The 21231-nt window shown below is 58.6% G+C and carries 24 protein-coding genes, 1 tRNA gene and 1 pseudogene; 11 read left to right on the top strand and 15 right to left on the bottom strand.

Annotated elements, in window-relative coordinates:
• Nucleotides 1-79: 79 nt before the first annotated feature.
• The 8 genes from AB4P90_RS15350 to AB4P90_RS15315 all read left to right on the top strand — a co-directional run bounded on the left by AB4P90_RS15350 (nucleotide 80) and on the right by AB4P90_RS15315 (nucleotide 10348).
• Nucleotides 80-631 carry a sigma-70 family RNA polymerase sigma factor gene (locus AB4P90_RS15350; RefSeq protein WP_014718547.1) on the top strand — a complete coding sequence of 184 codons (552 nt, stop codon included), beginning with the start codon at nucleotides 80-82 and terminating at the stop codon, nucleotides 629-631.
• A gap of 108 nt (nucleotides 632-739) precedes the next feature.
• On the top strand, nucleotides 740-2533 hold the full coding sequence (locus tag AB4P90_RS15345) for an ABC transporter ATP-binding protein (protein WP_395605088.1): 1794 nt from the start codon (nucleotides 740-742) through the stop codon (nucleotides 2531-2533).
• A complete protein-coding gene (locus AB4P90_RS15340) occupies nucleotides 2527-4296 on the top strand; it encodes an ABC transporter ATP-binding protein (protein ID WP_395605087.1) in 1770 nt (589 codons plus the stop codon). Before AB4P90_RS15345 ends, AB4P90_RS15340 begins: the two co-directional genes overlap by 7 nt.
• A gap of 50 nt (nucleotides 4297-4346) precedes the next feature.
• Complete coding sequence (locus AB4P90_RS15335; RefSeq protein ID WP_019817093.1) at nucleotides 4347-5237, top strand: ABC transporter permease; 891 nt, start codon at nucleotides 4347-4349, stop codon at nucleotides 5235-5237.
• Nucleotides 5234-6184 (top strand): iron chelate uptake ABC transporter family permease subunit, encoded by a 951-nt coding sequence (locus tag AB4P90_RS15330; protein WP_019817092.1) that lies wholly within the window; start codon nucleotides 5234-5236, stop codon nucleotides 6182-6184. Before AB4P90_RS15335 ends, AB4P90_RS15330 begins: the two co-directional genes overlap by 4 nt.
• On the top strand, nucleotides 6181-6963 hold the full coding sequence (locus AB4P90_RS15325; protein WP_014718542.1) for an ABC transporter ATP-binding protein: 783 nt from the start codon (nucleotides 6181-6183) through the stop codon (nucleotides 6961-6963). The genes AB4P90_RS15330 and AB4P90_RS15325 overlap by 4 nt, the downstream gene beginning before the upstream one ends.
• Nucleotides 6960-7943, top strand: a complete 984-nt coding sequence (locus tag AB4P90_RS15320; protein ID WP_019817090.1) for a siderophore ABC transporter substrate-binding protein — start codon at nucleotides 6960-6962, stop codon at nucleotides 7941-7943. Before AB4P90_RS15325 ends, AB4P90_RS15320 begins: the two co-directional genes overlap by 4 nt.
• A gap of 158 nt (nucleotides 7944-8101) precedes the next feature.
• Nucleotides 8102-10348 (top strand): TonB-dependent receptor, encoded by a 2247-nt coding sequence (locus tag AB4P90_RS15315; RefSeq protein WP_395605086.1) that lies wholly within the window; start codon nucleotides 8102-8104, stop codon nucleotides 10346-10348.
• A 384-nt stretch (nucleotides 10349-10732) separates the two neighbouring features.
• Here the strand turns inward: AB4P90_RS15315 and xerC are convergent, their stop codons facing one another.
• From xerC to AB4P90_RS15300, 3 genes are read right to left on the bottom strand one after another with little or no spacing between them, the layout of a single operon-like run.
• Nucleotides 10733-11767, bottom strand: a complete 1035-nt coding sequence (gene xerC / locus AB4P90_RS15310; RefSeq protein WP_201914953.1) for a tyrosine recombinase XerC — start codon at nucleotides 11765-11767, stop codon at nucleotides 10733-10735.
• Nucleotides 11768-11977, bottom strand: coding sequence for a DUF4224 domain-containing protein (locus tag AB4P90_RS15305; RefSeq protein ID WP_201914955.1), 210 nt, complete (start codon nucleotides 11975-11977; stop codon nucleotides 11768-11770).
• A 2-nt stretch (nucleotides 11978-11979) separates the two neighbouring features.
• Complete coding sequence (locus tag AB4P90_RS15300) at nucleotides 11980-12198, bottom strand: hypothetical protein (protein WP_201914957.1); 219 nt, start codon at nucleotides 12196-12198, stop codon at nucleotides 11980-11982.
• A 175-nt stretch (nucleotides 12199-12373) separates the two neighbouring features.
• On the opposite strand from AB4P90_RS15300, the gene AB4P90_RS15295 reads away from it, so the two are divergent.
• Nucleotides 12374-12565, top strand: a complete 192-nt coding sequence (locus AB4P90_RS15295; RefSeq protein ID WP_231125715.1) for a hypothetical protein — start codon at nucleotides 12374-12376, stop codon at nucleotides 12563-12565.
• A 35-nt stretch (nucleotides 12566-12600) separates the two neighbouring features.
• Here AB4P90_RS15295 and AB4P90_RS15290 read toward each other — a convergent pair whose 3' ends face one another.
• The 7 genes from AB4P90_RS15290 to AB4P90_RS15260 all read right to left on the bottom strand — a co-directional run bounded on the left by AB4P90_RS15290 (nucleotide 12601) and on the right by AB4P90_RS15260 (nucleotide 17873).
• Nucleotides 12601-13326 (bottom strand): hypothetical protein, encoded by a 726-nt coding sequence (locus tag AB4P90_RS15290; RefSeq protein WP_201914960.1) that lies wholly within the window; start codon nucleotides 13324-13326, stop codon nucleotides 12601-12603.
• Nucleotides 13323-13481: a hypothetical protein gene (locus AB4P90_RS15285; protein ID WP_236598451.1), complete on the bottom strand. Its 159-nt coding sequence runs from the start codon at nucleotides 13479-13481 to the stop codon at nucleotides 13323-13325. The genes AB4P90_RS15290 and AB4P90_RS15285 overlap by 4 nt, the downstream gene beginning before the upstream one ends.
• A 137-nt stretch (nucleotides 13482-13618) precedes the next feature.
• On the bottom strand, nucleotides 13619-14086 hold the full coding sequence (locus AB4P90_RS15280; RefSeq protein WP_201914962.1) for a hypothetical protein: 468 nt from the start codon (nucleotides 14084-14086) through the stop codon (nucleotides 13619-13621).
• 133 nt (nucleotides 14087-14219) lie between these two features.
• A complete protein-coding gene (locus AB4P90_RS15275) occupies nucleotides 14220-14855 on the bottom strand; it encodes a hypothetical protein (protein ID WP_201914963.1) in 636 nt (211 codons plus the stop codon).
• Between the two features lie 479 nt (nucleotides 14856-15334).
• Entirely contained in the window at nucleotides 15335-15715 is a 381-nt protein-coding gene (locus AB4P90_RS15270) for a hypothetical protein (RefSeq protein WP_201914964.1), read from the bottom strand.
• On the bottom strand, nucleotides 15712-16023 hold the full coding sequence (locus tag AB4P90_RS15265; protein ID WP_201914965.1) for a DUF4406 domain-containing protein: 312 nt from the start codon (nucleotides 16021-16023) through the stop codon (nucleotides 15712-15714). Before AB4P90_RS15265 ends, AB4P90_RS15270 begins: the two co-directional genes overlap by 4 nt.
• A 44-nt stretch (nucleotides 16024-16067) precedes the next feature.
• Nucleotides 16068-17873: a DNA cytosine methyltransferase gene (locus tag AB4P90_RS15260; protein WP_201914966.1), complete on the bottom strand. Its 1806-nt coding sequence runs from the start codon at nucleotides 17871-17873 to the stop codon at nucleotides 16068-16070.
• A 47-nt stretch (nucleotides 17874-17920) separates the two neighbouring features.
• On the opposite strand from AB4P90_RS15260, the gene AB4P90_RS15255 reads away from it, so the two are divergent.
• Nucleotides 17921-18433: a hypothetical protein gene (locus AB4P90_RS15255; protein WP_201914967.1), complete on the top strand. Its 513-nt coding sequence runs from the start codon at nucleotides 17921-17923 to the stop codon at nucleotides 18431-18433.
• A gap of 94 nt (nucleotides 18434-18527) precedes the next feature.
• On the opposite strand, the gene AB4P90_RS15250 is transcribed toward AB4P90_RS15255, so the two are convergent.
• Nucleotides 18528-19088, bottom strand: a complete 561-nt coding sequence (locus tag AB4P90_RS15250; protein WP_201914969.1) for a hypothetical protein — start codon at nucleotides 19086-19088, stop codon at nucleotides 18528-18530.
• 300 nt (nucleotides 19089-19388) lie between these two features.
• Here AB4P90_RS15250 and AB4P90_RS15245 point away from each other — a divergent pair.
• Nucleotides 19389-19482, top strand: a tRNA-Thr gene (locus AB4P90_RS15245).
• Nucleotides 19483-19486: 4 nt separating this feature from the next.
• Here the strand turns inward: AB4P90_RS15245 and AB4P90_RS15240 are convergent.
• The 4 genes and pseudogenes from AB4P90_RS15240 to AB4P90_RS15225 form a co-directional block, all read right to left on the bottom strand.
• Nucleotides 19487-19813: a hypothetical protein gene (locus tag AB4P90_RS15240; protein ID WP_201914971.1), complete on the bottom strand. Its 327-nt coding sequence runs from the start codon at nucleotides 19811-19813 to the stop codon at nucleotides 19487-19489.
• A 72-nt stretch (nucleotides 19814-19885) separates the two neighbouring features.
• Nucleotides 19886-20353 (bottom strand): annotated as a pseudogene (locus tag AB4P90_RS15235) (hypothetical protein); the annotation flags it as partial.
• Entirely contained in the window at nucleotides 20350-20592 is a 243-nt protein-coding gene (locus AB4P90_RS15230) for a hypothetical protein (RefSeq protein ID WP_093114021.1), read from the bottom strand. The gene AB4P90_RS15230 and the pseudogene AB4P90_RS15235, both read right to left, overlap by 4 nt.
• Nucleotides 20593-20594: 2 nt before the next feature.
• On the bottom strand, nucleotides 20595-21203 hold the full coding sequence (locus tag AB4P90_RS15225; protein ID WP_395605085.1) for a lambda exonuclease family protein: 609 nt from the start codon (nucleotides 21201-21203) through the stop codon (nucleotides 20595-20597).
• Nucleotides 21204-21231: the final 28 nt, after the last annotated feature.

Here is a 21231-nt window from a genome sequence, read left to right as displayed (position 1 = left end):
GTATGATATTAAATAATAATCATACCTATTCGCATTAGTCAAAAGCTGATCGCGAATTGACCGTCTCAGGAGAGGTGTTGTGAACAACGGAGCGTTCGCGTCCACGCAGCAATTTGAAAAGCTCTATGTCGACCATCACGGTTGGCTATGCAGCCTGTTGCGCCGCAAGTTGGGCAGCTCGGTCGATGCCGCTGATCTCGCTCACGATGTCTATCTCAATCTCATCAAGAAAGGCCGGGTTCCTTCCACCGAGGATTCTCGCGCCCACCTGACCCAAATCGCCAAAGGCATGGTGATCGATCTTTATCGCCGACGTCATCTTGAGGCCCGCCATCTGGAGGCGCTCAAGTTGCAGGCCGAACTGTTGGTCCCGTCAGAGGAGCGACGAGCCCTCGTGAGTGAAGCGCTGGCTCAGATCGATGACGCATTGCGCCGCAAGCCAGCCAAAACCCGCCAAGCGCTGCTGCTGTGCAAGTTGCATGGTATGGGCCACCGCGACATTGCCTGCGAGTTGAAAGTGTCGGTGTCTTCCGTCGAGAAGTACATCGCGTCTGGCCTGCGAGCCTGCTACCCATTCGTGCCCGGGCTGGTGCCTGGCACCGCCTCATCGATTAATGAACGTCTCGATTGAGGATTTTGCGTTGCCGTTCGGAATACAAAGTACGCAGTGCATACCACTCAAACCTAAAGGAAGCCAGGTGGCCTTCAGGCTACCTGCAGTGGTTATTCAGGAGAACTCATGAGTGCTACAGATGAACCCGGCGTTGCCGGCACGGTATCTCAGATACTCAGACCCATACGTGGGCAACTGATAGTCGCGGCGGTATTGGCCGCCATCGGTACCATGCTGACGCTGGTGCCCCTGGCCGGTATCGCCCATATCGCACAGCTTGCAATGGCCCAAGATGAGGTGGCGACAGCCTGGAGCCAGATGCAGGATCAAGTCTGGCGGGTTGTCATCATCAGTCTGGCCTGCCTGTTTCTCGGGATGACCTTGATTTCGCTGGGCGAAATGGCTGCGCACCTGGCCGACAACCGCATCACTGGCCATTTGCGCCGGGCGATTACCCGCCGTCTGGCCAAGGTGCCATTGGGATGGTTTACCAGTCGGGCTTCCGGCGAGGTCAAGCAAGCGATGCAAGACGACATTGGCACGTTGCACAGCCTGACCGCGCACTTCTTTACCACCTTGGGTCGTACCATCGGCGCAATTCTTGTTTCGGTTCTCTACCTATTCGTCATGGACTGGCGCATGGCGATTGTTTCGCTGTTGCCGTTCCCGCTGTTCTTCCTGTTTTTCTCCAGGGCCACCAAGGCCAGTGGGGCGAACATGCAGTCATTTGGCGCCGGCATGGCACGCATCAATAATGCAGTGGTTGAGTTCGTCAATGGCATTCCTGTGGTCAAGGCTTTCGGGGTCGAGGGCAAGGCCCATGGCAGCTACCGCAAGGCGGTTGATGGCTTCGCTGAGGCCTTTACCGACTTCACCCGGCCGCTGGTCAGCGCGATGGCCAACGCTCACGCGATGATTGCCCCGGTGGCGGTGCTCGGCGTAGTGCTGACGTTTGGAACGCTTTGGGTGAGCCTGGGCTGGATCACACCGGTAGACGTGTTGCCCTTTGCCTTAGTGGCGCCGGGAATCTGTGCGCCGCTGTTGCTGCTGAGCTACGTTACTCATGACTTGAACAATGCTACGGGCGCAGCGCAGCGCGTTCATACGCTGTTGCAAACGCCCGTGCTGGAAACCTTGGCAACTGCCGCGCCAGCGTTGCCGGAAAATGCCGAAATACGTGTCGAGCAGCTCGGCTACAGCTACGACGGCCAGACCCCGGTGCTCAAGGACGTCAACTTCATCCTCAAGCCGGGCACGGTGACCGCGATTGTCGGTGCTTCGGGCTCCGGCAAGTCGACCCTGGCCCGTCTGTTGCTGCGCTTCTTCGACCCGAGTGAAGGGCGCATCACCTTGGGCGGCGTCGACCTCAGGCGGATCGAGAGCGCGCAGTTGTACCGGCGCATCGGTTTTGTGTTGCAGGAGGTACGCCTTATCCATGCCAGCCTGCGCGACAACATCGCCCTGGGCCGCGCCTCGGCCAGTCAGCAGGAAATCGAAGACGCAGCCCGCACTGCCAATATCCATGAGCGCATCTGCGCCTTGCCGCGAGGTTACGACTCGGTGATCGGGGAGGATGTACAGCTTTCCGGCGGCGAGTTGCAGCGCGTGAGTATTGCCCGCGCCATATTGTTGGACCCACCACTGCTGGTGCTCGACGAAGCCACGGCGGCGGCCGATGCCGAGAACGAGGTGAAGCTTCAACAAGCACTGTCGCGCTTCGCCCGGGGCCGAACCTTGATGGTGATCGCGCACCGCCTCGATACGGTGATGCATGCTGACCAAATCATCCTGATCGACAACGGCACGATCTGCGAGCAGGGACGCCACCACGAACTGCTCGCCCGCAACGGCCGCTACGCTCGAATGTGGGCGCTGGGCGGCTACGAACAGGCCAAGGAACAGGCGGTATCGTCATGCTGAAAACCTTTAATCAACTGCTGGGCGAAGATGCCCGCGTATTGCGCCGCTACCTTTGGATGACGCTCGTCTACGGCCTGCTCTGCGGGCTGACGATTGTCACTCTGGTACCGGTGCTCACTCGTCTGCTGAACGGTGATGTGCGCTCAGCAGGGCAATGGCTGACTGCGCTCGTGATCGGGGTGCTGGTTTGCTGGGCCTTGCGACGGACGGTGGAGAAGGCGGGTATCCGCGTCGGTATCGCTGTTCTGCAGCGTGGTCGTCATCGCCTCGGCGACCATGTGGCGCGTTTGCCGGTCGGTTGGTTCAGCGCACAAAATACCGCACGACTGAGCCATTTGGCCTCCCAGGGCATGATGGAATTGGCTCAGCTTCCGGCCCACGTTTTCACGCCGTTGATCACAGGGGTGGTCACACCGGTTGTAATCGTTGCCGCGTTGTTCAACTTACATTGGCAAATGGGGTTGATCGCGCTACTGGCTTTACCCCTCTTGTTGGGTATCTTTGCACTGACAGCTCATCTGGGGCAGCGCGCCGACCAACGCTTTCAGCACAGCGCCGCGCAGACCAGCCAGCGCATGGTCGAGTTTGCCCAGGCACAATCGGTGCTCCGCGCCTTTAATGGCGAGGACGGCGGCACCCAGTTTCTCGAGCAGGCCATCGGGCGCCAGCAGCAGTCTGCAAAGCGGCTGATCCACGTCTCGGCGATGTCGGTGGTGTTCAATGCCTGGGCGGTGCAGGCCGGCTTCGCCGTCTTGCTGGTGGCTGCCACGCTATGGCTGGGTGATCAGTTGAGCGCAAGCCTGGCACCGTCTTCGGTCATAGCCGTGATCGTGTCGTTGCTGTTGGTCAGCCGCTTTATCGACCCGCTTCTGGAGGTCGCAGGTTATAGCGAAGTGCTACGTGGCGCGCGCGGTCAGCTTGATGCCGTGCGCGAAATCTTCGAGGTCGACCCTTTGCCGGAGCCGCAGGCCCCGCAAGCGCCGGTCGATGGATCGGTCGTATTGGAAAACGTGAGCTTTTGCTATGCCGAGGATCAGGCCGATGTGTTGCGCGATGTCAGCCTGCGTATCGAGCCCGGCAGCATGACGGCGCTGGTCGGTGCTTCTGGCTCGGGCAAGACCACCCTGGTGCGGCTGATTGCGCGCTTTTTCGATGTGACGCAAGGCCGCGTGATGGTGGGCGGTGTAGATGTTCGGCAGATGTCCAGTGGGCAGCTGGCCGGTCAGATCAGCCAGATCTTTCAGGATGCTTACCTGTTCCAGGGCAGCATCGCCGACAACATTCGCATCGGTAAACCCGATGCCAGTGATGCCCAAGTGATGCAAGCAGCAACACAGGCTGGCGTCCTGGAGATCATCGAACGCTTGCCCCAAGGCCTGGACACGCCAGTAGGCGAGGGCGGTGCACGCCTGTCCGGGGGAGAGCGACAGCGAATCTCCATCGCCCGTGCGCTGATCAAAGAGGCGCCGATTTTGTTGGTCGATGAGGCCACCGCCGCTCTCGACGCCGAGAACCAAGCGGCGATCGCGCAAGCGTTGGCGCGTTTACGCGGCACGCGCACGCTGATTGTCATCGCGCACCAGCTGTCGACAGTGGTCATGGCCGACCAGATTCTAGTGCTCGATCACGGCCAGATCAGCGAGCAGGGCTCCCATGCGCAGTTGAATGCCAAGCCAGGGCTCTACGCGCACTTTCTCGCCCAACGCCAAGCCGCGAAAGGCTGGCGGATTGCTGGAGAATCAGACGGTGAGGGCGGTTCTTGAACCGTGCAATCTTACTCTGCGTGTTTGCCGTGCTTTGTTGCCTTTCGTTGATGGTGGGGGTCAAAGAGGTTTCCTGGACGGCACTGTTCACGTTATCCGATGACGCTTGGCTGACACTGACTGCCAGCCGCCTTCCGCGCCTGGCCGCCCTGATTCTCACGGGGGTGGGGCTGGCCGTGTGCGGCGTGATTCTGCAGCAGATCGTGCGCAACCGCTTCGTCGAACCGGCAACTTCCGGCGGGCTGGATGCAGCAAAGCTGGGCATTCTGATTTCATTGACGGTGGCCCCCGCTGCCGGTGCGGCCGGCCGTATGCTGTTTGCCTTGGCGTTTTGCTTTGCGGCGAGCCTGCTTTATGTCGCGATCATCCGCCGCATCAAGTTCAAGAACACCGTGATGGTTCCGGTCATCGGCCTGATGTACGGCAGCGTATTGAGCGCCATCGCCGAGTTCTACGCCTATCGTCACAATATCTTGCAGAGCATGCAGGGCTGGATGCTCGGAGACTTCTCGAAGATCGTCCAGGGCAATTACGAGATCATCTACCTGATCTTGCCGATAGTCGTGCTCACTTATCTGTTCGCGCACCGCTTTACTGTACTCGGCATGGGCGAGGGCATGGCCGGCAGCTTGGGCCTGAACTACACGGCAAATGCGGCGTTGGGGTTGATGCTGGTGGCGGTCACCGTTTCCGCCACGGTCATTACCGTAGGGGCCATTCCCTTTGTCGGGCTGGTTATTCCCAACCTGGTGGCGTTGCACTACGGCGAGAACCTGGAGCGAACATTGCCCATCGTCGCGTTGTGCGGCGCGTCGCTGTTGCTGGCGTGCGACATTCTCGGCCGCTTGTTGATCTATCCCTTCGAAGTGCCCATCGGTCTCACCGCGGGAAGCGTAGGCGGTGTGTTGTTCCTGGTGTTGCTGATCAGGAAATACGCATGAGGCGTGTGGCTACCCGCTATGGTCTATGGGCACTGGTGCTGGTCCTGGCGATAGCGTTCCTGTTGTTGGGCTCAGGCTTTGACTTCGACTACGTCATTCCCAAGCGAATGACCCGTTTGGCCGCGATGGTTATTGCCGGAGTATGCGTTGCTTATTCTTCGGTGATTTTCCAGACCCTTGCCGGCAACCGAATACTGACGCCGGCGATCATGGGGTATGAGGCAATCTACCTGTTGTTCCAGGCCTTGCTGATCCTGGTGCTGGGTACCCAGAGCCTGGTGCTGTTGGGGCGTAACGGTAACGTATTGTTGTCGATCCTGTTGATGCTCGCTTATTCAGGGCTCATTCACCGTTGGCTGTTCCATGACGGACGCAACAACGTGTACCTGCTGCTCCTGCTTGGGCTGGTACTGAGCATGGTGATGGGCACCTTTACCCAGTTTATCCAACTGAAGATCAGCCCTGGTGAGTTCTCGATCTTCCAGGGTTTCAACTACGCCTCCTTTAATAAGGCGCAACCCACGCAAGTGATCTATTCGGGGCTGCTGGTGGCGGCGGCGTGCTTTATCGCGCAAAGAAGCCTGCCGGTGCTCGATGTGTTGTCGCTGGGGCGTGACCAGGCGATTTCCCTGGGTGTCGATTTTCAACGCAGCGTGCGCCTGCAACTTGCGCTGATCGCGATTCTGGTGGCTGTCTCAACCAGTCTTGTCGGGCCGACGGCTTTCATGGGCGTGTTTGTGGCAAACATCACCTATGCGCTTGCCCGCACCGCCCGGCACCGGATTACATTGCCCATGAGTTGCGCCATTGCCATTGGCATTTTCATCGTCGCCCAGTACGTGGTCGAGCAGATGTTCAACTACAACACCTCCGTCAGCATTCTCATCAACCTGGTGTGCGGCGGGTATTTCCTCGCGCTGATGATTCGAACCCGAGGCGCTTCATGATTTCCCTTCGTCACGTCTATAAGACCTACGGCACCAAGCACGTCCTGAGTGACGTCAGCGTTCAGTTCCCGCCAGGGCAGGTGACTTCGCTGATTGGGCCCAACGGGGCAGGCAAGACCACCTTGCTGATGTTGATCGCACGTCTGCTGGCGCCGACCCGCGGTGAACTGCTGATTGGCGGGCGTAGCATTGCGGATGTGCCCATCCGCGAATATGCCAGGCGTGTCGCCACCTTACGCCAGACACCCGATTTCAACCTGCGGCTGACCGTTGAAGAATTGGTGGCTTTCGGGCGTTTCCCTTATAGCCGAGGGGCGCTCACCGTCCAGGATCGCCAGGTCATTGACGAAGCCATCGAGTTTCTGTCGTTGCAACCATTACGCCTTTCTTACATCGACGAGCTGAGCGGCGGGCAGCGGCAAATGGCGTTCCTGGCAATGACCATTGCCCAGCAAACCGATTACCTGCTGTTGGACGAGCCGCTCAATAACCTGGACATGAAGCATGCCGTACAAATCATGCGTGCGCTGCGCCGCTTATGTGACGAACAAGGTCGCACCGTGATTCTGGTGGTGCATGACATCAACTTCGCGGCCAACTACTCCGATCATATCGTGGCCATGAAAAACGGCGCGGTGCACTGGCGTGGCCCGGTAGCGGAGGTTGTCACCGAGGCGCACCTGCGCGATCTCTTTGATTTGGATTTCGAGATTCTGCAGAGCGAGCAGGGGTTCGTCTGCAACTACTTCAACCCATCATTATCAAGGGAGCAGATATGAGTATTGGTAAGGCAAAAACAATCCGTGGGGCACTGCTGGCGGTCGCGGTGGCGGCCGGCCTGCAGGGCTGTGACAAACCCTCGGCACAGGCGTCCGCGCCAGTCGCTGCGCATACGCACTACGAGCCGATCAAGATCGAGCATCCACTGGGTAGCACGATGATCACCCAGCTCCCCCAACGTGTGGTGGCGTTCGATATGAGTGAACTCGATACACTCGACCAGCTGGACGCGCCGGTGGTGGGTATCGCCAAGGACTATGTCGCGAGTTTCCTTACCCAGTACCGTGACAATCCGAACATCATGGACGTGGGGTCGACCATCCAACCCAACCTTGAACGGTTGCATGCCCTCAAGCCCGACCTGATCCTGATCTCGCCGCTCCAGGCGCAAAGTTACGCAGAACTGAGCCAGATCGCACCGACGCTCTATGACGATGTGGACCTGACCAACCAACACGGCAATCTCTTCGCCACCGCCAAGGATCACCTCATGACCCTGGGGCGCATTCTAGGCAAAGAAGCGTTGGCTCGTCAGAAGGTTGCGCAAATGGACGCCAAGGTTGAACAGACTCGGCGCGTCACCGATGGGCGCCCGGAGAAAGCGCTGATCGTTTTGCATAACAACGGCGCATTTACCTCCTATGGCGTGAAGTCGCGCTACGGTTTCATCTTCGACACCCTGGGCGTAAAACCCGCCAGCACCGACATCGAGGCTGGCTTACATGGCCAGCCCATCTCCAATGAATTCATCCAGCAGGCCGATCCCGACATTCTCTACGTGATCGACCGTACCGCAGTGATGGAACGGCGGCCGGCGCTGGACATGAAGAGCCTGGATAACCCGCTGCTGCGCAAAACCAAGGCCTGGACCAACGGACGTGTGATCTTTGTCGACGCCCAGACCTGGTACCTGTGTACCGTCAGTGCAACGTGTCTGGGTCGCATGGCCGACGAGGTGGTTCAAGGCTACAAGGGCTGACCCGCTGCGCTTGGGGTCGCAAGGGCGGGTGCCGTGCAGGCACTCGCCTTTATTTTCAAAAAAACACAAATGCTAATGATTGTTATTGAGGGTTTTGCCTTCTGGTTCGGAAAGCCTAGTGAGCACATACACATTCTCCGAATCAAAAGGAATTCAGCATGTCGGAACGCTGTCGCCAACATCGCGCTACCCCTGATTCACCGCAGGCTGCGCAACGCTTTACTTTGAGTCATATGTTCACGGCTGTGCAGATGGCGCTGGTACTGGGGCTGACGGCGGCGCCCACCGCCGCGAGCGCTGCCCCGCAAGCAGGCACAAGCAGCGCCAGCCTGGAGTTGTCGGAAACGGTGGTGGAGGGCGTCATGGACCCCGCTACAGGTCTGCCGCCGGCTTATGCTGGCGGGCAGGTTGCCTCCGGCAGCCGCGTTGGGCTGTTGGGCAACAAGGATTTCATGGAGACGCCTTTCAATACCATCAGCTATACCGATGAATACATACAGAACCGTCAGGCGCAGGATATCGGCTCGGTGATCGGTGCGACCGACCCCTCGGTGTACGTGCCCACCAAACGCAGCAACTTTGAAACCTTTTTCATCCGCGGCTTCTACAGCAACGCCGATGACATCACCTTTAACGGCCTGGTCGGCATGGCGCCGAATATGCGCGGCTCTACCGAATTGGCGGAGCGCATCGAAGTGCTCAAGGGCCCTTCGGCGCTGCTCAACGGCATGCCGCCAAGCGGCAGTGTAGGTGGCAGCATCAATCTGGTACCCAAGCGCGCCGGCGACGAACCGTTGGCACGCTTGACCACCACTTATGAGTCCCGGGGCCTAGGGGGTGTGCACGCGGACCTGGGGCAACGTTTTGGTGATCAGAAGCAGTTTGGTGTGCGCTTCAACGGCGTTTACCGTGACGGCGATACCCCCGTGGATAATCAGCAACACAAAATGGCACTGTCTTCCCTCGGGCTGGATTGGCGTGGCGAGCGGGCTCGGATATCGCTCGATTTCTACAAACAGCGTGAACGCATTGATGGTCTCAACTACTTCGGGATCAACACAATTGCCGCCAACGTCACCCACTTGCCAAGCCCCAAGAAGGGCGATTATGCGTTGGCACCCAAGTGGGCCTACACCATCAACAACACCACTACCACGATGGTGCGGGGCGAATACGACCTGACGGATTCGCTTACTGCCTACGCGGCGTGGGGGCAGCGCGATGGTGGTTACAACGCGATGATCAACTCAAGCACCCTGGTGAACAATGTGGGTGGCATCAGCTCTTCGGCCATTCGTTCGATTCGCAGTGGCACCCAGCAATCGGGTGAGGTCGGGTTGAAGGGCAAATTCCAGACGGGCCCCGTGGATCATGCCTGGACCATCGCCGCGACCCGTTTTACCTCCGACAACAGTTTCAAGGACGCGAGAGCCGCCATCCCCGGCACCACAAATTACGACAACCTCGACTTTGGCAACGCGCCGACCTTCCCGGGCTATGGTGCAACCACCTCGCAAACCAGGGCCAACCTGGGCAGCTATGCGATTGCCGATACGCTGTCCTTCGCCGAAGGCCGTGTGCAATGGACCGTAGGCGCCCGTCGTCAGCGCGTGCAAAACACCACCGACGCTTTCGGCCCCAGGGCTTCGAAAACCAGCTATGACGAAAGCCGTGTCTCGCCCGCCACCGCACTTCTGGTCAAGGTGACGGATGAGGTGTCGCTCTATGCCAACTACATCGAGGGCCTCAGCCAAGGCGCGTCGGCCCCTGACTCGGCAGAGAACGCAGGTGCGGTCATGCAGCCGTACCAGACCAAGCAATACGAACTGGGGACCAAGGTAGACCTGGGCTCTTTCGCCCATACCGTCAGCCTGTTCCAGATTGAGAAGCCCAGTGCCTTTACCGATCCGCTCACCAATGTCTTCGGCGTCTACGGCGAGCAACAAAACCGTGGCGTGGAATGGTCGTTCTTTGGCGAGTTGCAACCAAGATTGCGCCTGATGGGCGGTGCGACCTATACCCAGGCAGAAATGACCAAGGTGGTCACCGGTGGTGTCAAAGACAAGCAAGTGACAGGCGTGCCCAAGGTGATTGCCAAGCTAGGCACGGAGTATGACCTCCTCGACGTCCCTGGGTTGACCCTGACCGGCAACATCAACCACACGGGCAAACAATACGCGACCAACGATCATCGGGTGTCGCTGGACTCGTACACCACCTACGATGTGGGGGCTCGCTATGCCTTCAAGGTCGAGACCAAGCCTGTGACCTTGCGCGCCACCGTGCAGAACGTCACCAATAAGGCGTACTGGCTTGGTTCGTGGAACGGCGGGGATGGCAGCGGCCTTTCTGGCGGCTTGGGCGCGCCGCGCACGGTATTGCTCTCGGGTACGGTAGATTTCTGAGGGTTTGCAAGTCCAAAAGCACTGGACCCTGGCGAGGAATGCCAAGCCAGCGTTCATACAGGCTGAGCGCTTCCTCGCTGGCAGAGTTCGGAAACACGAAAGTCTGCAAACATACGGAAACCGACGAAACGCCATAAACGAAAAAACCCGCCAAACGGCGGGTTTTCAAGGGTTCCACAAACAGTGCTGGCCGTCAGTGGAACAGGAGATGGTGCCCGAACCCGGAATCGAACCGGGACGCCCTTACGAGCGGGGGATTTTAAGTCCGCAACGTAATTATTTAAAAACAATAACATAGCGTGAGTTCTGCACCGCTATGCGTTCCCCTAAGCTCCCTCGCAGCCCTTTGTTTTCAAGGGGGCTAAAATGATTGCGGTGCAGAAATCACTTCGTCGGCGTGACCTTTTTGCCGATCCTCTTACGGATGTAGTTCTCCGTCATGACGACGGTGGTGTGCCCAAGTTGGTCGCGAGCCTGCAGGATGTCACCGCTCGATTCTGCCTTGTCGGTACCGGCCTTAGCGCGCAAGTCGCGCATCTGAAAATCTCCCTTCTCAACACCGGCTGCTTCCCGGGCCGCGTCAAACCTCCCACGCAACATGCTGCTGGTCATAGGCTGCCCGTTCTCCATAACGATTAGCCGGCTTGTCCTGATCTTGTGCCCATCCTTCCTGGCCATGATTCGATCAATCACAACCTTCAGCTCGCCCGTTATCTCAATCCTCCTTTTTGCATTCGTCTTGCCTTGCTTTACGGCCAGCCTGTTGTCGCGGATGTCTCGCTCATCCATTTTCAGGGTGTCAGCGATGCGCTGCCCGGTCAGGTAGAACAAATCGAGCGCATCCCGTAGCGGCTGTTCAGCGTGCTGGTACACCAGGGCGAACATCTCATCCTCAATGTATTGATCGCGACCAGATTCCTTGTGCCCCTTCACCCCGGCGCACGGGTTGGCCAAGGCCGTATAGCCGCTGCTGCGGGCAAAGTTCCAGATTGCGCTGAGTAAAGCTTTCTCACGATTTGCGCGCACCGGAGCTGTCTTGCCGCGCTGCCGTAGGTATTGAACGACGTGTTGTGGCTCGATCGCCTCCAGGGGCGCGGGCGGATCATCGAAGAATCTCAGCAGCTGCTTCAGCTCCCGGGTGTTGTCCTTTTGCGTGGCCATGCTCTTGGTAGGGACCACCTCGTTCATGTAGATGTTTGCCACGTATGCGAAGGTCAGCACGTCTTGAACCAGGGCGGAGGACGCGCGGCTCTTCTCAAGCTTTGCGTACTCCACGATAGCTATCCCGTAGTCGCTGCCCAGGGCAAGTTCCTTCCTTGGCGATCCCCCGAGGTCGTAGTAGTAATAGATGGTTCCGCTGCGTTGCTTCCGCTTTCTGAGGCGCGTAACGCTGTCAGGCTGTGTTGGTTTCCTTCCCATTTAACTCACCAGCCGCGGCTGCCATTTTGGTTTTGTCATAGTTTCGGTGACCGCCTCTCCGGTGAGCGCATTAGCTATGACGCAAGGCCAGCCGCTACGCTTAATGGTGTGGCGAATCCCGTTCCGCTTGAGCACTTGTACCTGTCCCGCCTTTGTCCGAGCGCCTGTGAGCGTGCAAACTTCCTCATGTGACAGAAAGTGAATCTCCATACCTACCTCCCGCCGGCCGTGGGCCGCGCTGTCTTGATGATTTGAATTGCCAGGCCGAAGCTGATCAGCAGCCAGGCACATGTGCCGGCGAAGGCGTAGAGCAGTGCCTCGGTGGTGCCGGTGTCCAGCAGGTCGAGCCCGAGCCAGCCGAACCAGCCGATGGTTCCTACCAGGTACAGAAAAGCGCCCAGCAGTATCAGGGTGAGTTTCATAGCGAACATGGGGTGTCCTTGCCGCGCTGGGGCGGCGCATAGGGGATTGGAGTGATAGCTTTCTGCCTATCTTTCAAACAGGACCGAAGCGGTGTACAAAAGGGTTCAACTAAGTTCGTGATGAGGCATGGACGTGTCACACAACTTCGATGCTCCGATAGCGCACGCTTACCGGGGCCACGTGATGTTTCTCAAGTTCGACTGGCGTCGCCCGAACGACCAGAGCCCTGTTGCTGCAAAGATCATTGAGCCAGCACCCATCAATGGCTTGGGTGAGGTTGCAGCAGAGTTGGAGGGCCCTTGGCCTGACTATCCGGCAGCGCTTGATGACGCAATGGCGGCAGCTGAACGATGGATTGATAGTCAGTTGCCCTGATTCAGCTCGCCGGCAGGCGTATAGGGGGATTGGGGTTACAGCGCCATCTCGGCCTGGGTTTCTCGCTGCCAGATCGGGGAACTGTTGTGCGATTCGATGCGGTCGGCTATGACGTTGGCGCGTTGGCCCGCAGTTGGTGGGGCATACATGCCGAATCGGCTGATACTCCCGCCGTTCACCGCAGCGTTCGTGCTGTCGGCTGATGCGAACGGCAGATGCTGGAATATCGCGGGGTCGAGCATCCTGAGACCATGGAGGCGACAGGCTGGTCGGCCTTGGTCGTCGCAGATTGCATCCATTGCTGAACCCATCCGTTTCCACCAAGCCGCCGTTCCAGGGTATGCCCATTGCCCTGAACTGCCGATGGCCACTGTCGGCCAGCCGGCAGCGAGGCGCTGCAACCTTTCCAACGATTCGTGCAGGTGCCAGACCGGCACACCGCGTAACTCTCTGGGCCAGGCCTCCAGAAGCGCGTCGTTGGCCGCCTCGTCGCCGTCGATGACATCCGGGATCAGCGCCCAGTCGAAACCGGGATGTCGGTGCCATTGCTCAACCCAGGTTGTGTAGCCATCAATATCCAGTTTTCCGCCTTTCTTCCAGACCGAAAACGCGCCGTTGTCGAACACAAACGACTGGCAGACATCGGCAACGATGCCCATGTCGTCCTGGCGCGGAAAGGGTACCAAGGCATGCCGGCCGGCAAGAAACCGGGCGCCATCCTGGCGAGTGCCGCCGACTGGCGTGCCGTGGTATGCAATCATCCGCTGAGCCTCACCGTTTCGATCTCGACGCCCTGGTGCGTGGCGATGATGGTCTGATCGCCGCCCAAGGATTCCGCCAGGCTGTCGGCAATCTGTTCATGCCAGCCTTTGGTGATCAGCGCTGTCGTCGCCTTGATGTGCTCGACGCGAATCATGGCGCTTGAGCGCAATTCCAGCCTGTAGAGGATCGTTTCTCCGTCGGAAGGGCAGACGGCTGCGAAGGTGTGTCTATAGGTATTAATGGCTTGGGCCCCTTATTAGATGAAGACGTAGGCGAACCAGAGGGTGGCGATCATGGCGTCACCCGGCCTGCAAAATCCTCTGCGGTGAGCTTGTACTCGATGACGTTGCGCACCCGATAGAACGTTGCTGTGCAGTTCTTGCTGATCCATTCGGAAAGAAGTGCGTCGAGCTCCTGGCGGGCTTCATCAGGAACGTCCGGCCAGTCCTCTGCGAATTCACCCACATCGTCATAGGCGCGCTCGCCAAGCATTTCAATGATGTCGCCCGCATCAACATAGCCAGCGATGTTTATCGGGAATTTCTCTCCCTTCCAAACGGTCGCCCCGACTTTAAAGTCTTCGTTCTCGTCCAGCAGCTCACCCAGGCTGTCGCAATTGAACAGTTCCTCATTGGCTGACCAGGTTTCATCGGAAATTCTCTTTTCACCAGGCATGACTTCGTCCTTGGCCGTTTTGATGGCCGGTTTATGCTTAAATGGGTGGATATGGAATGGATAGTTTTTCAGGGAGGAGCGCATATGTTTGCTGTCGGTGTATCACTACTTGCAGTCGGCTTGGGGACATCTAACCCTGGCTTTTGGATACCCGGCATAGCCTTTATGGCTATCGGGCTCTCCCAACGAGCAAAGCGCTGATCTTCCTCAATTTGCGCTACACCCGTTTGAACTCGACCACCCAGACCCACGGGTTGGACGGCCCGCCCTCGTCACCGTTGATCGAAGTCCAGATATCCCGGAAAGCGAACCCGGCGGGCCGCTCCACGCCGGCGGCTTTGAACGATTCAACTGCGCTGGCGCATACGCCCTCGGCCGTAGCCTGATCCTCAGTGATGTCCTGCAGGCGTTCGACGCGCACGTCGGTGATCTCCAGCAGGATGCGGCACGCGGCGCGGGGCATGTGAATGCTGGGTTTGTACTTCAGGCCGAAGTCTTTCCTCGCCTCGTCACTGTGTGACCCAGGTCGGCAGTCAGCAGCGTAGGCGTATCGCTGGAGCGGGCCGTTCGGGTCTGGGCGATGCTCGACACCGGTGCCGCGCAGATCGATGAATGTCTCTCGCACCCAAAGGCGATTGCCGGGCTGGCCGTATGGGCAGAAGTAGGAGGCACCGAAGTGCTGTGGCAGTTCGCGGTAGAGCTTCTGGCATTCACTGGCACTAAGCGTGCCCTCCAGGTCCTCCGGGTTGAAGTCGGCGCGGACTGCCCGGCGCGTGACCGTCTTCCGGCCTTCCAGAATGGAGCGCACCATCGGCACCGAGAATAGAATGGGGCGTTCCTTTATTTCAGACATGGCTTCACCATCAGGCGCCTAGAGCGGGCTGTGTTTAAAAAGGATTAGTGGCAAGATAATGGCCCGACGATTTGTCGGATTGCCTAGGATTTCCATGAAAAAAGTAGTTCTGATGCTCTCGTTAGCTGCACTGGCAGCCTGCAGTTCAAATAAATCGGTTGTTACATCCACAGATCCAAATTGGCTGCGTATAGGCGACGAACCCGAAGGCTATCCCAGGACTTTTGTCGAGAAACTAAACGACAACTGCTCACTGGTTAGTGAGTCTTGGACGAAAGGGTCTATCAAAGGCCAGAATATGTGGACGAAAGAGCAGTCTCGAAAGCCGATCGCCTGCCCTTGATATGAGCTATAGCGGCTGACTTTGAAGGGGGAGGGGTTACAGGTGTTGCGGGTGGAGTACGGATGTACTCCTATCGGGATTTGGCGGCACGCTTGCGGAACTCGTAAACCATGCTGCGCAGATCTACCAGTGACTCCTACAGGTCGCCGCGGGTTGAGTCGATATTCTCGAGCAACTCACCCTCACCATCGTCGCCGCCCTCATCGACTGCCAGAAGGGCCAGGCCATATGCCTGGAACTTCGCCAGCACATCATCGGCTGACTTGGCCATGTACTCGGCATGCTCGATGGCATAGGCCTCTGGTGAGCGATCGGGCTGTTCGGCCGCCAGAGGGTTGGGCGAGAAGCGCAAGGCTGATTTATATGCAGCGTCGAGCGCGTCATCCAAATCGCCGCCAGCCTTCCTGGCCACGTTGAAGGCAATGATCATTTTCGCCCGTACGTCGTAGCTGCGATCCACCAGCATGCATGCCATTTGCTCGCCCGGCACGCCGTCAATCGTTTGGTTGTGGCTCATACAGCCTCCCTCGTTACCAGATCATGGGCATCCACAACGGACATGCCGAGCTTCTCGGCGATCAGTACTTCCAGTTTCGCTCCTTTTGAATGCTCCCAGCCGGGCAGGGTGGCCACGGTGTCGCAGTCCATCAGGGCGGCAATGTCGCGACGCATACAGTCGGTCCAGGTTCCGCCTTCAGAGTTGATCTCGGCGGGGTTGGTGACTGTGTGGCCGCTGGCGCGCAGGCTGGCGGTCATGCTGTGGAAGGCGGGGAAGTTCAGCCCTGGCAAGCCGCTCATGGGCCCGCTTAGGTAAAATCGTTTCACGGGGAGTCCTTGCCGGGCCATGCCCGGGCGGTGGAGTGGGGGAGTTATGCGTCGAGGCGCTGGTAAAGCTCGATGATTTCGGCGGCGTTGGCGGCGACTAGTGCCTCGGCCTCATCCGGGCAGACGCTGTTGCCGATCAGCCGCACCTGGTCGGCCTTTTTGACGTCGCGCCATTCCTCGGCACCGGTAACCGGGTCGACAAACAACCCGCGGTCAATGATGTAGTCCTTGTCAAAGCCCTGCGCGGCCTTCAGCTCAGGCGGTTGCAACATGCGCAGGGTGATGTCGATCAGCACGTAGCCGCCGACCATCACCATTTCTGCCGGGTCTTTGAAGTGCTCCGGCAAATACTTGTGCATGAACGCGGCGCAGCGGCGCGCGCCTTCCATCTGCTCAGGAGTCAGCGAATCGGGCACCTCTACAGTCTCGACGACCGCGACGCGATCTTTTGTCGGCAGCGTGTGCATCGGCTCATTGAGCGATATTCCGTCCTTCTCGCGGCCGTAGTACTTGACCAGATAAGCGCTCACCAGGCGCTGGTTGGCGCCGGTCTGACAGATTGTCGATATCGGGTCGTGGGCCGATCGGCCGTCGCCTTTGTAGAAACCGCCATTCGCCTGTTCGAAGAACGCCGTGACGATGCCGTGGCGCGCAGCTCCGGCCAGAACTGTCTGCGCCGGGTCGTCAGGCGAGCAACCCGCGGCGTTTTGCCCGAATGCAGTCATGTGTGCAGCGACCATCGCGAAGTGGCCGCCCTTGACTTGAGCGACCTGCGTGCGCAATGGCTCCTGGGCGTCGAAGTTACGTTGAGATGAGCCATTGGCGCACTCAGTGAGGAACGGAGAAGCCACCGGCTGCACCAATGCGTGATGCGTGCCGCCGGCGCTGATGGTGGAAAGCGCTTCATCAGTTCCGTGCGTGCTGGTGTGCGCCGACGACGTTCCGCGCATGGGGACGATGAAAGGCTTCGCACTGGTCAGCACATGCCGCCAGCAGCCCTTGGCCACACGCCGCATGGTGTTCTCGGCCATCGGCTTTTCACGAAAGATCGTGCGGCCGAGATTGCTCCAGTCGATGCACTCGGCCGCAGAGCGCCACGGCAATTGCTTCGCGGCAGGCCGCTTGTGGCGTTTTGGCTCCGGCCAAACGATTGGCTTGCCGTCGCTGCGGGCCACCAGGTAAAGACGTTTTCGAATGGTCGGGGTGCCTGCGTTCGCCGCGATCCGCTCCCGCCAATCGGCGTTGTAGCCAAGCCCGCGCACCAGAGCTTCCATCGGCACGAACTCTCCGATGGCCTCGATGATTTCCGGCATGTCAGGGTGATCAGCTGGCAGCCCTGTACTGATTGCGGCGATGAACGCTTTAAAGGTGCGGCCGCGCTCAGACTTGATCGGCTGGCCGTCATCGTCGATCGGGCCCCAGTCGCAGAACTCTTCAACGTTTTCGAGGAAGAGAAGGCGGGATTTCGTGACGAACAACCAGCGAATCACCACCCATGCTAGTCCACGCACCCCGCGATCACGTGGCGCTCCACCTTTGGCCTTGCTGTGATGCCGACAATCAGGCGATGCCCAGATGATCGCGACTGGATGCCCGCCAGTGGCTTCACGCGGATCAACTTCGAACACGTCTGCAACATAGTGCGCTGTCTTGGGGTGGTTGGCGCGGTGCACGGCCAGGGCGATTGGATTGTGGTTCACCGCTACGTCCGGCTCCCGGTATGCCCTGGCGATGCCGGTGCTGGCGCCGCCACCGCCGGCGAACAGGTCTACCACCAGTTCCTTTTCGAACGGCAGGCCCATGCTCGGCTGGCCATGGATGAACTGAGGCAATTTCTGTTGTGCGGACATAGGGGATCCTCACCGGTATAGTTCCGGGATCTACAGGGGAGTGGGTTATGAGTTGGGAAGTCGTATTTTGCTGGATCGAAAGTCATCCAGGCTTGGCGTCGTGGGTGCAGGCATTTGGATCTATTGCAGCGATCATCGCGGCGATGTGGATCGCCAGCCGCCAGGCCAGAAACCAAGTCAAAAGGGAAAAGAAAGACGCTGCCCAGACTTCGTTGGCACAAGCAGGAAGGCTGTACCTGATCGCGAAGGAATATTGCGATACGCTTTTAAATGTCGTTGAACCTGCACAAGAAGATGATTCAGGATTGGCCGACCAAATCGTGTCTGTTGCATTCAGCCGAATTATCAATCGACTAAATGCTAATTTTGATGACGACCTAAACCCGGCGCGCAATGTTCAAATTCACATATTGAGAGCATCCCTTACATCAATAATATTTATTTTAGAAAATGGTCGTCATATAGATCCCTTCGAGCGTATTTCCGAAATTGTTAAATTGCGTAAGCTTGCGCCAGCCCTAGTGGAGTCCTGTAAGGCTCTTGTTGAATCGAAGCATTAGTACCGGTAGGGGCTGGCACGATCCTGCTTCCGAGCAACTGAGGTGGCAGATTTCGTTGATATGGGGTATTACGGGTGTCCGGCATGGAGCCGGATCAGGCGGCCTGGCGTTGTCCCAGCGCTTGCTGGCGTGCGGCTTCAAATTCGCTGCCCAGGATCTCGGCGGAACCATCGATGCTCTCGTGCCCATCCTCAAGCCTGATGCCGAGGTTCAGGTACACGACCCCATCCAGCTCGAAGAACACACCGCCGCACATCCACAGTGCGCCAGGGTTCAGGCCAATCGCCTCCCAGGCCTCGTCCATGTCGATGCTGGCCGGGCAATGCTCCTTCCACAGTGCCGAAAGGCGCTCATGCTCGACGACCTGGGCGGCGCGCGCTTCCTTTGGCGTTCCTTTCGCCGGCTTGGCGCTGGAGCGAAGGGCGCGGTAGTCGTACTGGTCGGGGCGGCACCAGTGCACATCCAAGTCACGGCTGGCACTGATCTTCACCCCGCCGACGTAGCTTCGACTACCTGACCGCATCGGCGAGGCTGCACCACCGAACAACTGGCCAAGTTTGGCGCGCTGGGCGTCCCACTCTTTGCGCTTGGTTTCCCAGGCGATGACGGCCGCAACCACGGCAGGAGCGGTGGTCTTGTACATGTAGTTGCTCATGGATTATCTCCAGTCAGGCGCCGCCCTCCGTTATCTCGGTGAGTGGCATTGTTTGAAATCTAGGGTGATCAGCGTGTACTATCGCATCCATTGCAAAGTTCGCCTTTTGGCGACTTCTAACGAGCACGGACTAAAGGCTGACGTAAAAGAGAAGTTTTTCAGCGGTTTGGCTATTGCATCGGACCTAATCACAGTAGGCGGGTGGGCGCTTCCATTGGCACTCCCATTTTTCACCGACATTGATCTAGGAGCATTACTGATGAGCACAACAGCAGCATTTGAATTAGGTGGGGCGGTTCTGGGAACGTTCGATTTTCAAATTGCGAAGAACTCGACGAGTAATGTTAGCTTCCGGACAGCACCGCAGGGGGTTCAACTCCCCCCGTTCCCACCAATTCCTATCCGGGCGATATGATTTCATCGCCTGGACTCTGCTGAATCATCAGCATGCTCTTCTCTTGAAAGTCGCGCGCCACGTTTTCGCTAATCACGATTTCGTGGCGCGGATAACTCAGGAAGACAGACAGTTCGTCGTCGCTCATCAAGTCCATCTTCATGATAGCGATCTGCAGGACCTCGCTGATGATCCGCACCTTTCCGCGCAACCGGATACGCTCCATGGCCTGCTCGATACCTGGCCTTACCTTGTGCCGCAATTCCTTCTCGGCGACCGCCAGCCGCTTCTGCGCAGCCTTGGCCGATCGTTCCTGCACAGTCTTGGCCATGGCCTACCTCTTCTATTCCGCTGGCCGGCAGTGCGAGCCAGGTTTGACGTTTGCGTTGCTGGGTGCGGGCTTTGCGGCGCATGAGTCGACCTTTAACTGTCGCCACGCGCCGACGGCCTCGAAGATCCGCGCGGCGTGCGCCTCGTCCAGCGATATCGCTTCAGGTATGGCGATCCAGCCCGAAGCCACCATCTGGCTTTGATTGGCCTCGTCCCGCAGTTTCTTGTAGCAATGCTCGATAACGTCTTCCAGGTGGTCGGAGAGGTAAACACCATCGGGCGCCACCTCCACTGACTTGCTGTAGTGGTCACCGCGGGCGTCGATGCAAAGCGCGCTGAGGTAGATCGTCCACCGGTGGGGAATGCCGCAGACGGCCTGGCCAATCTTCCCCGGTGCGATGCTCTTGAGCGACTTGTAATTGATCATGCCCTGGCGGCCGCTGGGGTCGATGTTGACCACTGCGACGTGGTTGGCGGCCAGCAGCGACCGGCAGGACCGGTCAATGCGGGCTTTGAGGTTGTGGGGTTTGCGCTTGCTCATAAAGCCTCCGCGAGTTTGCGCAGCGCTTCACGCTCGGCCCGGGTGATGAGCGGCTTGCGGCGCTTGAGGATGGTTGTCGGGTCGATGAATTCCGAACGCTTCGCCGGGTCTGGATTCATCGGCGGACTATCGCCGATGGTGAGTTTGCCGCCGGCGGCCAGGTGCCGCCGGACTTGACTGGAAAGCTCCAGCGCTTTCTCGCGCCGAAACTCGATGACTGATTTCAGGTTGCTGATCATGATCAGGCTCCTAAACGATGGGCTTGCGCCCGAGCTTTGTCCGCTACCTCATCAACCATGCGATTCAGCTCCAGGTTGAACTGGACCAGTTCTCTGTGCAGGTTGGCGATGTAGGCTTCGTCGCGGTAAATCGTCTCGATGTAGAGCTGACAGTCCTCATCCTGACGCGGGTCGAACGAAATAAAGTCCCACCATTTGCGGCCGGTAACGAACATGCAGCCCTGGACTTGCGGCATGTGTTCTTCGGGCATTCCTTCCAGCCAAGTCCTGATATGTATTGCTTCGTTGAATGGGCACTTCGATTCGGTGCCCCCGTCATCATTTATCAGGCCGTCCGGCGAGCAGCCGAGCCAGTCGTACTTGGGGTGAACGATGAATTCGGAGGGGAGGACGATGTTGCCGGTCAGCATTTCGTAAGCGTCTTGGGCCTTTTGCTCCTCGGTGTGACCCCACTTAATCGACGCGCTACTGACGTTGTGCTTGGACTTCTTGGCAAGGCGCTCAAAGCACAACTCCCGCATGTACGACGTGCGGGCATCCATTGGCTCGCGCTTGCCATTTTTGTCAGGTTTCCCCCAGGCCATCACATCTTTGAAGCGGCTGGCGGTCACGCGGCCAGATCGATCTGCATGCCACTTC

Source organism: Pseudomonas sp. B16120 (assembly GCF_044218845.1).
GTDB lineage: Bacteria > Pseudomonadota > Gammaproteobacteria > Pseudomonadales > Pseudomonadaceae > Aquipseudomonas > Aquipseudomonas paracarnis.
This window is presented reverse-complemented; position numbering and strand designations above follow the sequence as displayed.

Coding starts and splice junctions, on each gene's coding strand:
- AB4P90_RS15345 (WP_395605088.1), top strand. CDS start 740: ATGAGTGCTACAGATGAACCCGGCGTTGCCGGCACGGTATCTCAGATA.
- AB4P90_RS15340 (WP_395605087.1), top strand. CDS start 2,527: ATGCTGAAAACCTTTAATCAACTGCTGGGCGAAGATGCCCGCGTATTG.
- AB4P90_RS15335 (WP_019817093.1), top strand. CDS start 4,347: ATGGTGGGGGTCAAAGAGGTTTCCTGGACGGCACTGTTCACGTTATCC.
- AB4P90_RS15330 (WP_019817092.1), top strand. CDS start 5,234: ATGAGGCGTGTGGCTACCCGCTATGGTCTATGGGCACTGGTGCTGGTC.
- AB4P90_RS15325 (WP_014718542.1), top strand. CDS start 6,181: ATGATTTCCCTTCGTCACGTCTATAAGACCTACGGCACCAAGCACGTC.
- AB4P90_RS15320 (WP_019817090.1), top strand. CDS start 6,960: ATGAGTATTGGTAAGGCAAAAACAATCCGTGGGGCACTGCTGGCGGTC.
- AB4P90_RS15315 (WP_395605086.1), top strand. CDS start 8,102: ATGTCGGAACGCTGTCGCCAACATCGCGCTACCCCTGATTCACCGCAG.
- xerC (WP_201914953.1), bottom strand. CDS start 11,767: ATGGGAAGGAAACCAACACAGCCTGACAGCGTTACGCGCCTCAGAAAG.
- AB4P90_RS15305 (WP_201914955.1), bottom strand. CDS start 11,977: ATGGAGATTCACTTTCTGTCACATGAGGAAGTTTGCACGCTCACAGGC.
- AB4P90_RS15300 (WP_201914957.1), bottom strand. CDS start 12,198: ATGTTCGCTATGAAACTCACCCTGATACTGCTGGGCGCTTTTCTGTAC.
- AB4P90_RS15295 (WP_231125715.1), top strand. CDS start 12,374: ATGTTTCTCAAGTTCGACTGGCGTCGCCCGAACGACCAGAGCCCTGTT.
- AB4P90_RS15290 (WP_201914960.1), bottom strand. CDS start 13,326: ATGATTGCATACCACGGCACGCCAGTCGGCGGCACTCGCCAGGATGGC.
- AB4P90_RS15285 (WP_236598451.1), bottom strand. CDS start 13,481: ATGATTCGCGTCGAGCACATCAAGGCGACGACAGCGCTGATCACCAAA.
- AB4P90_RS15280 (WP_201914962.1), bottom strand. CDS start 14,086: ATGCGCTCCTCCCTGAAAAACTATCCATTCCATATCCACCCATTTAAG.
- AB4P90_RS15275 (WP_201914963.1), bottom strand. CDS start 14,855: ATGTCTGAAATAAAGGAACGCCCCATTCTATTCTCGGTGCCGATGGTG.
- AB4P90_RS15270 (WP_201914964.1), bottom strand. CDS start 15,715: ATGAGCCACAACCAAACGATTGACGGCGTGCCGGGCGAGCAAATGGCA.
- AB4P90_RS15260 (WP_201914966.1), bottom strand. CDS start 17,873: ATGTCCGCACAACAGAAATTGCCTCAGTTCATCCATGGCCAGCCGAGC.
- AB4P90_RS15255 (WP_201914967.1), top strand. CDS start 17,921: ATGAGTTGGGAAGTCGTATTTTGCTGGATCGAAAGTCATCCAGGCTTG.
- AB4P90_RS15250 (WP_201914969.1), bottom strand. CDS start 19,088: ATGAGCAACTACATGTACAAGACCACCGCTCCTGCCGTGGTTGCGGCC.
- AB4P90_RS15240 (WP_201914971.1), bottom strand. CDS start 19,813: ATGGCCAAGACTGTGCAGGAACGATCGGCCAAGGCTGCGCAGAAGCGG.
- AB4P90_RS15230 (WP_093114021.1), bottom strand. CDS start 20,592: ATGATCAGCAACCTGAAATCAGTCATCGAGTTTCGGCGCGAGAAAGCG.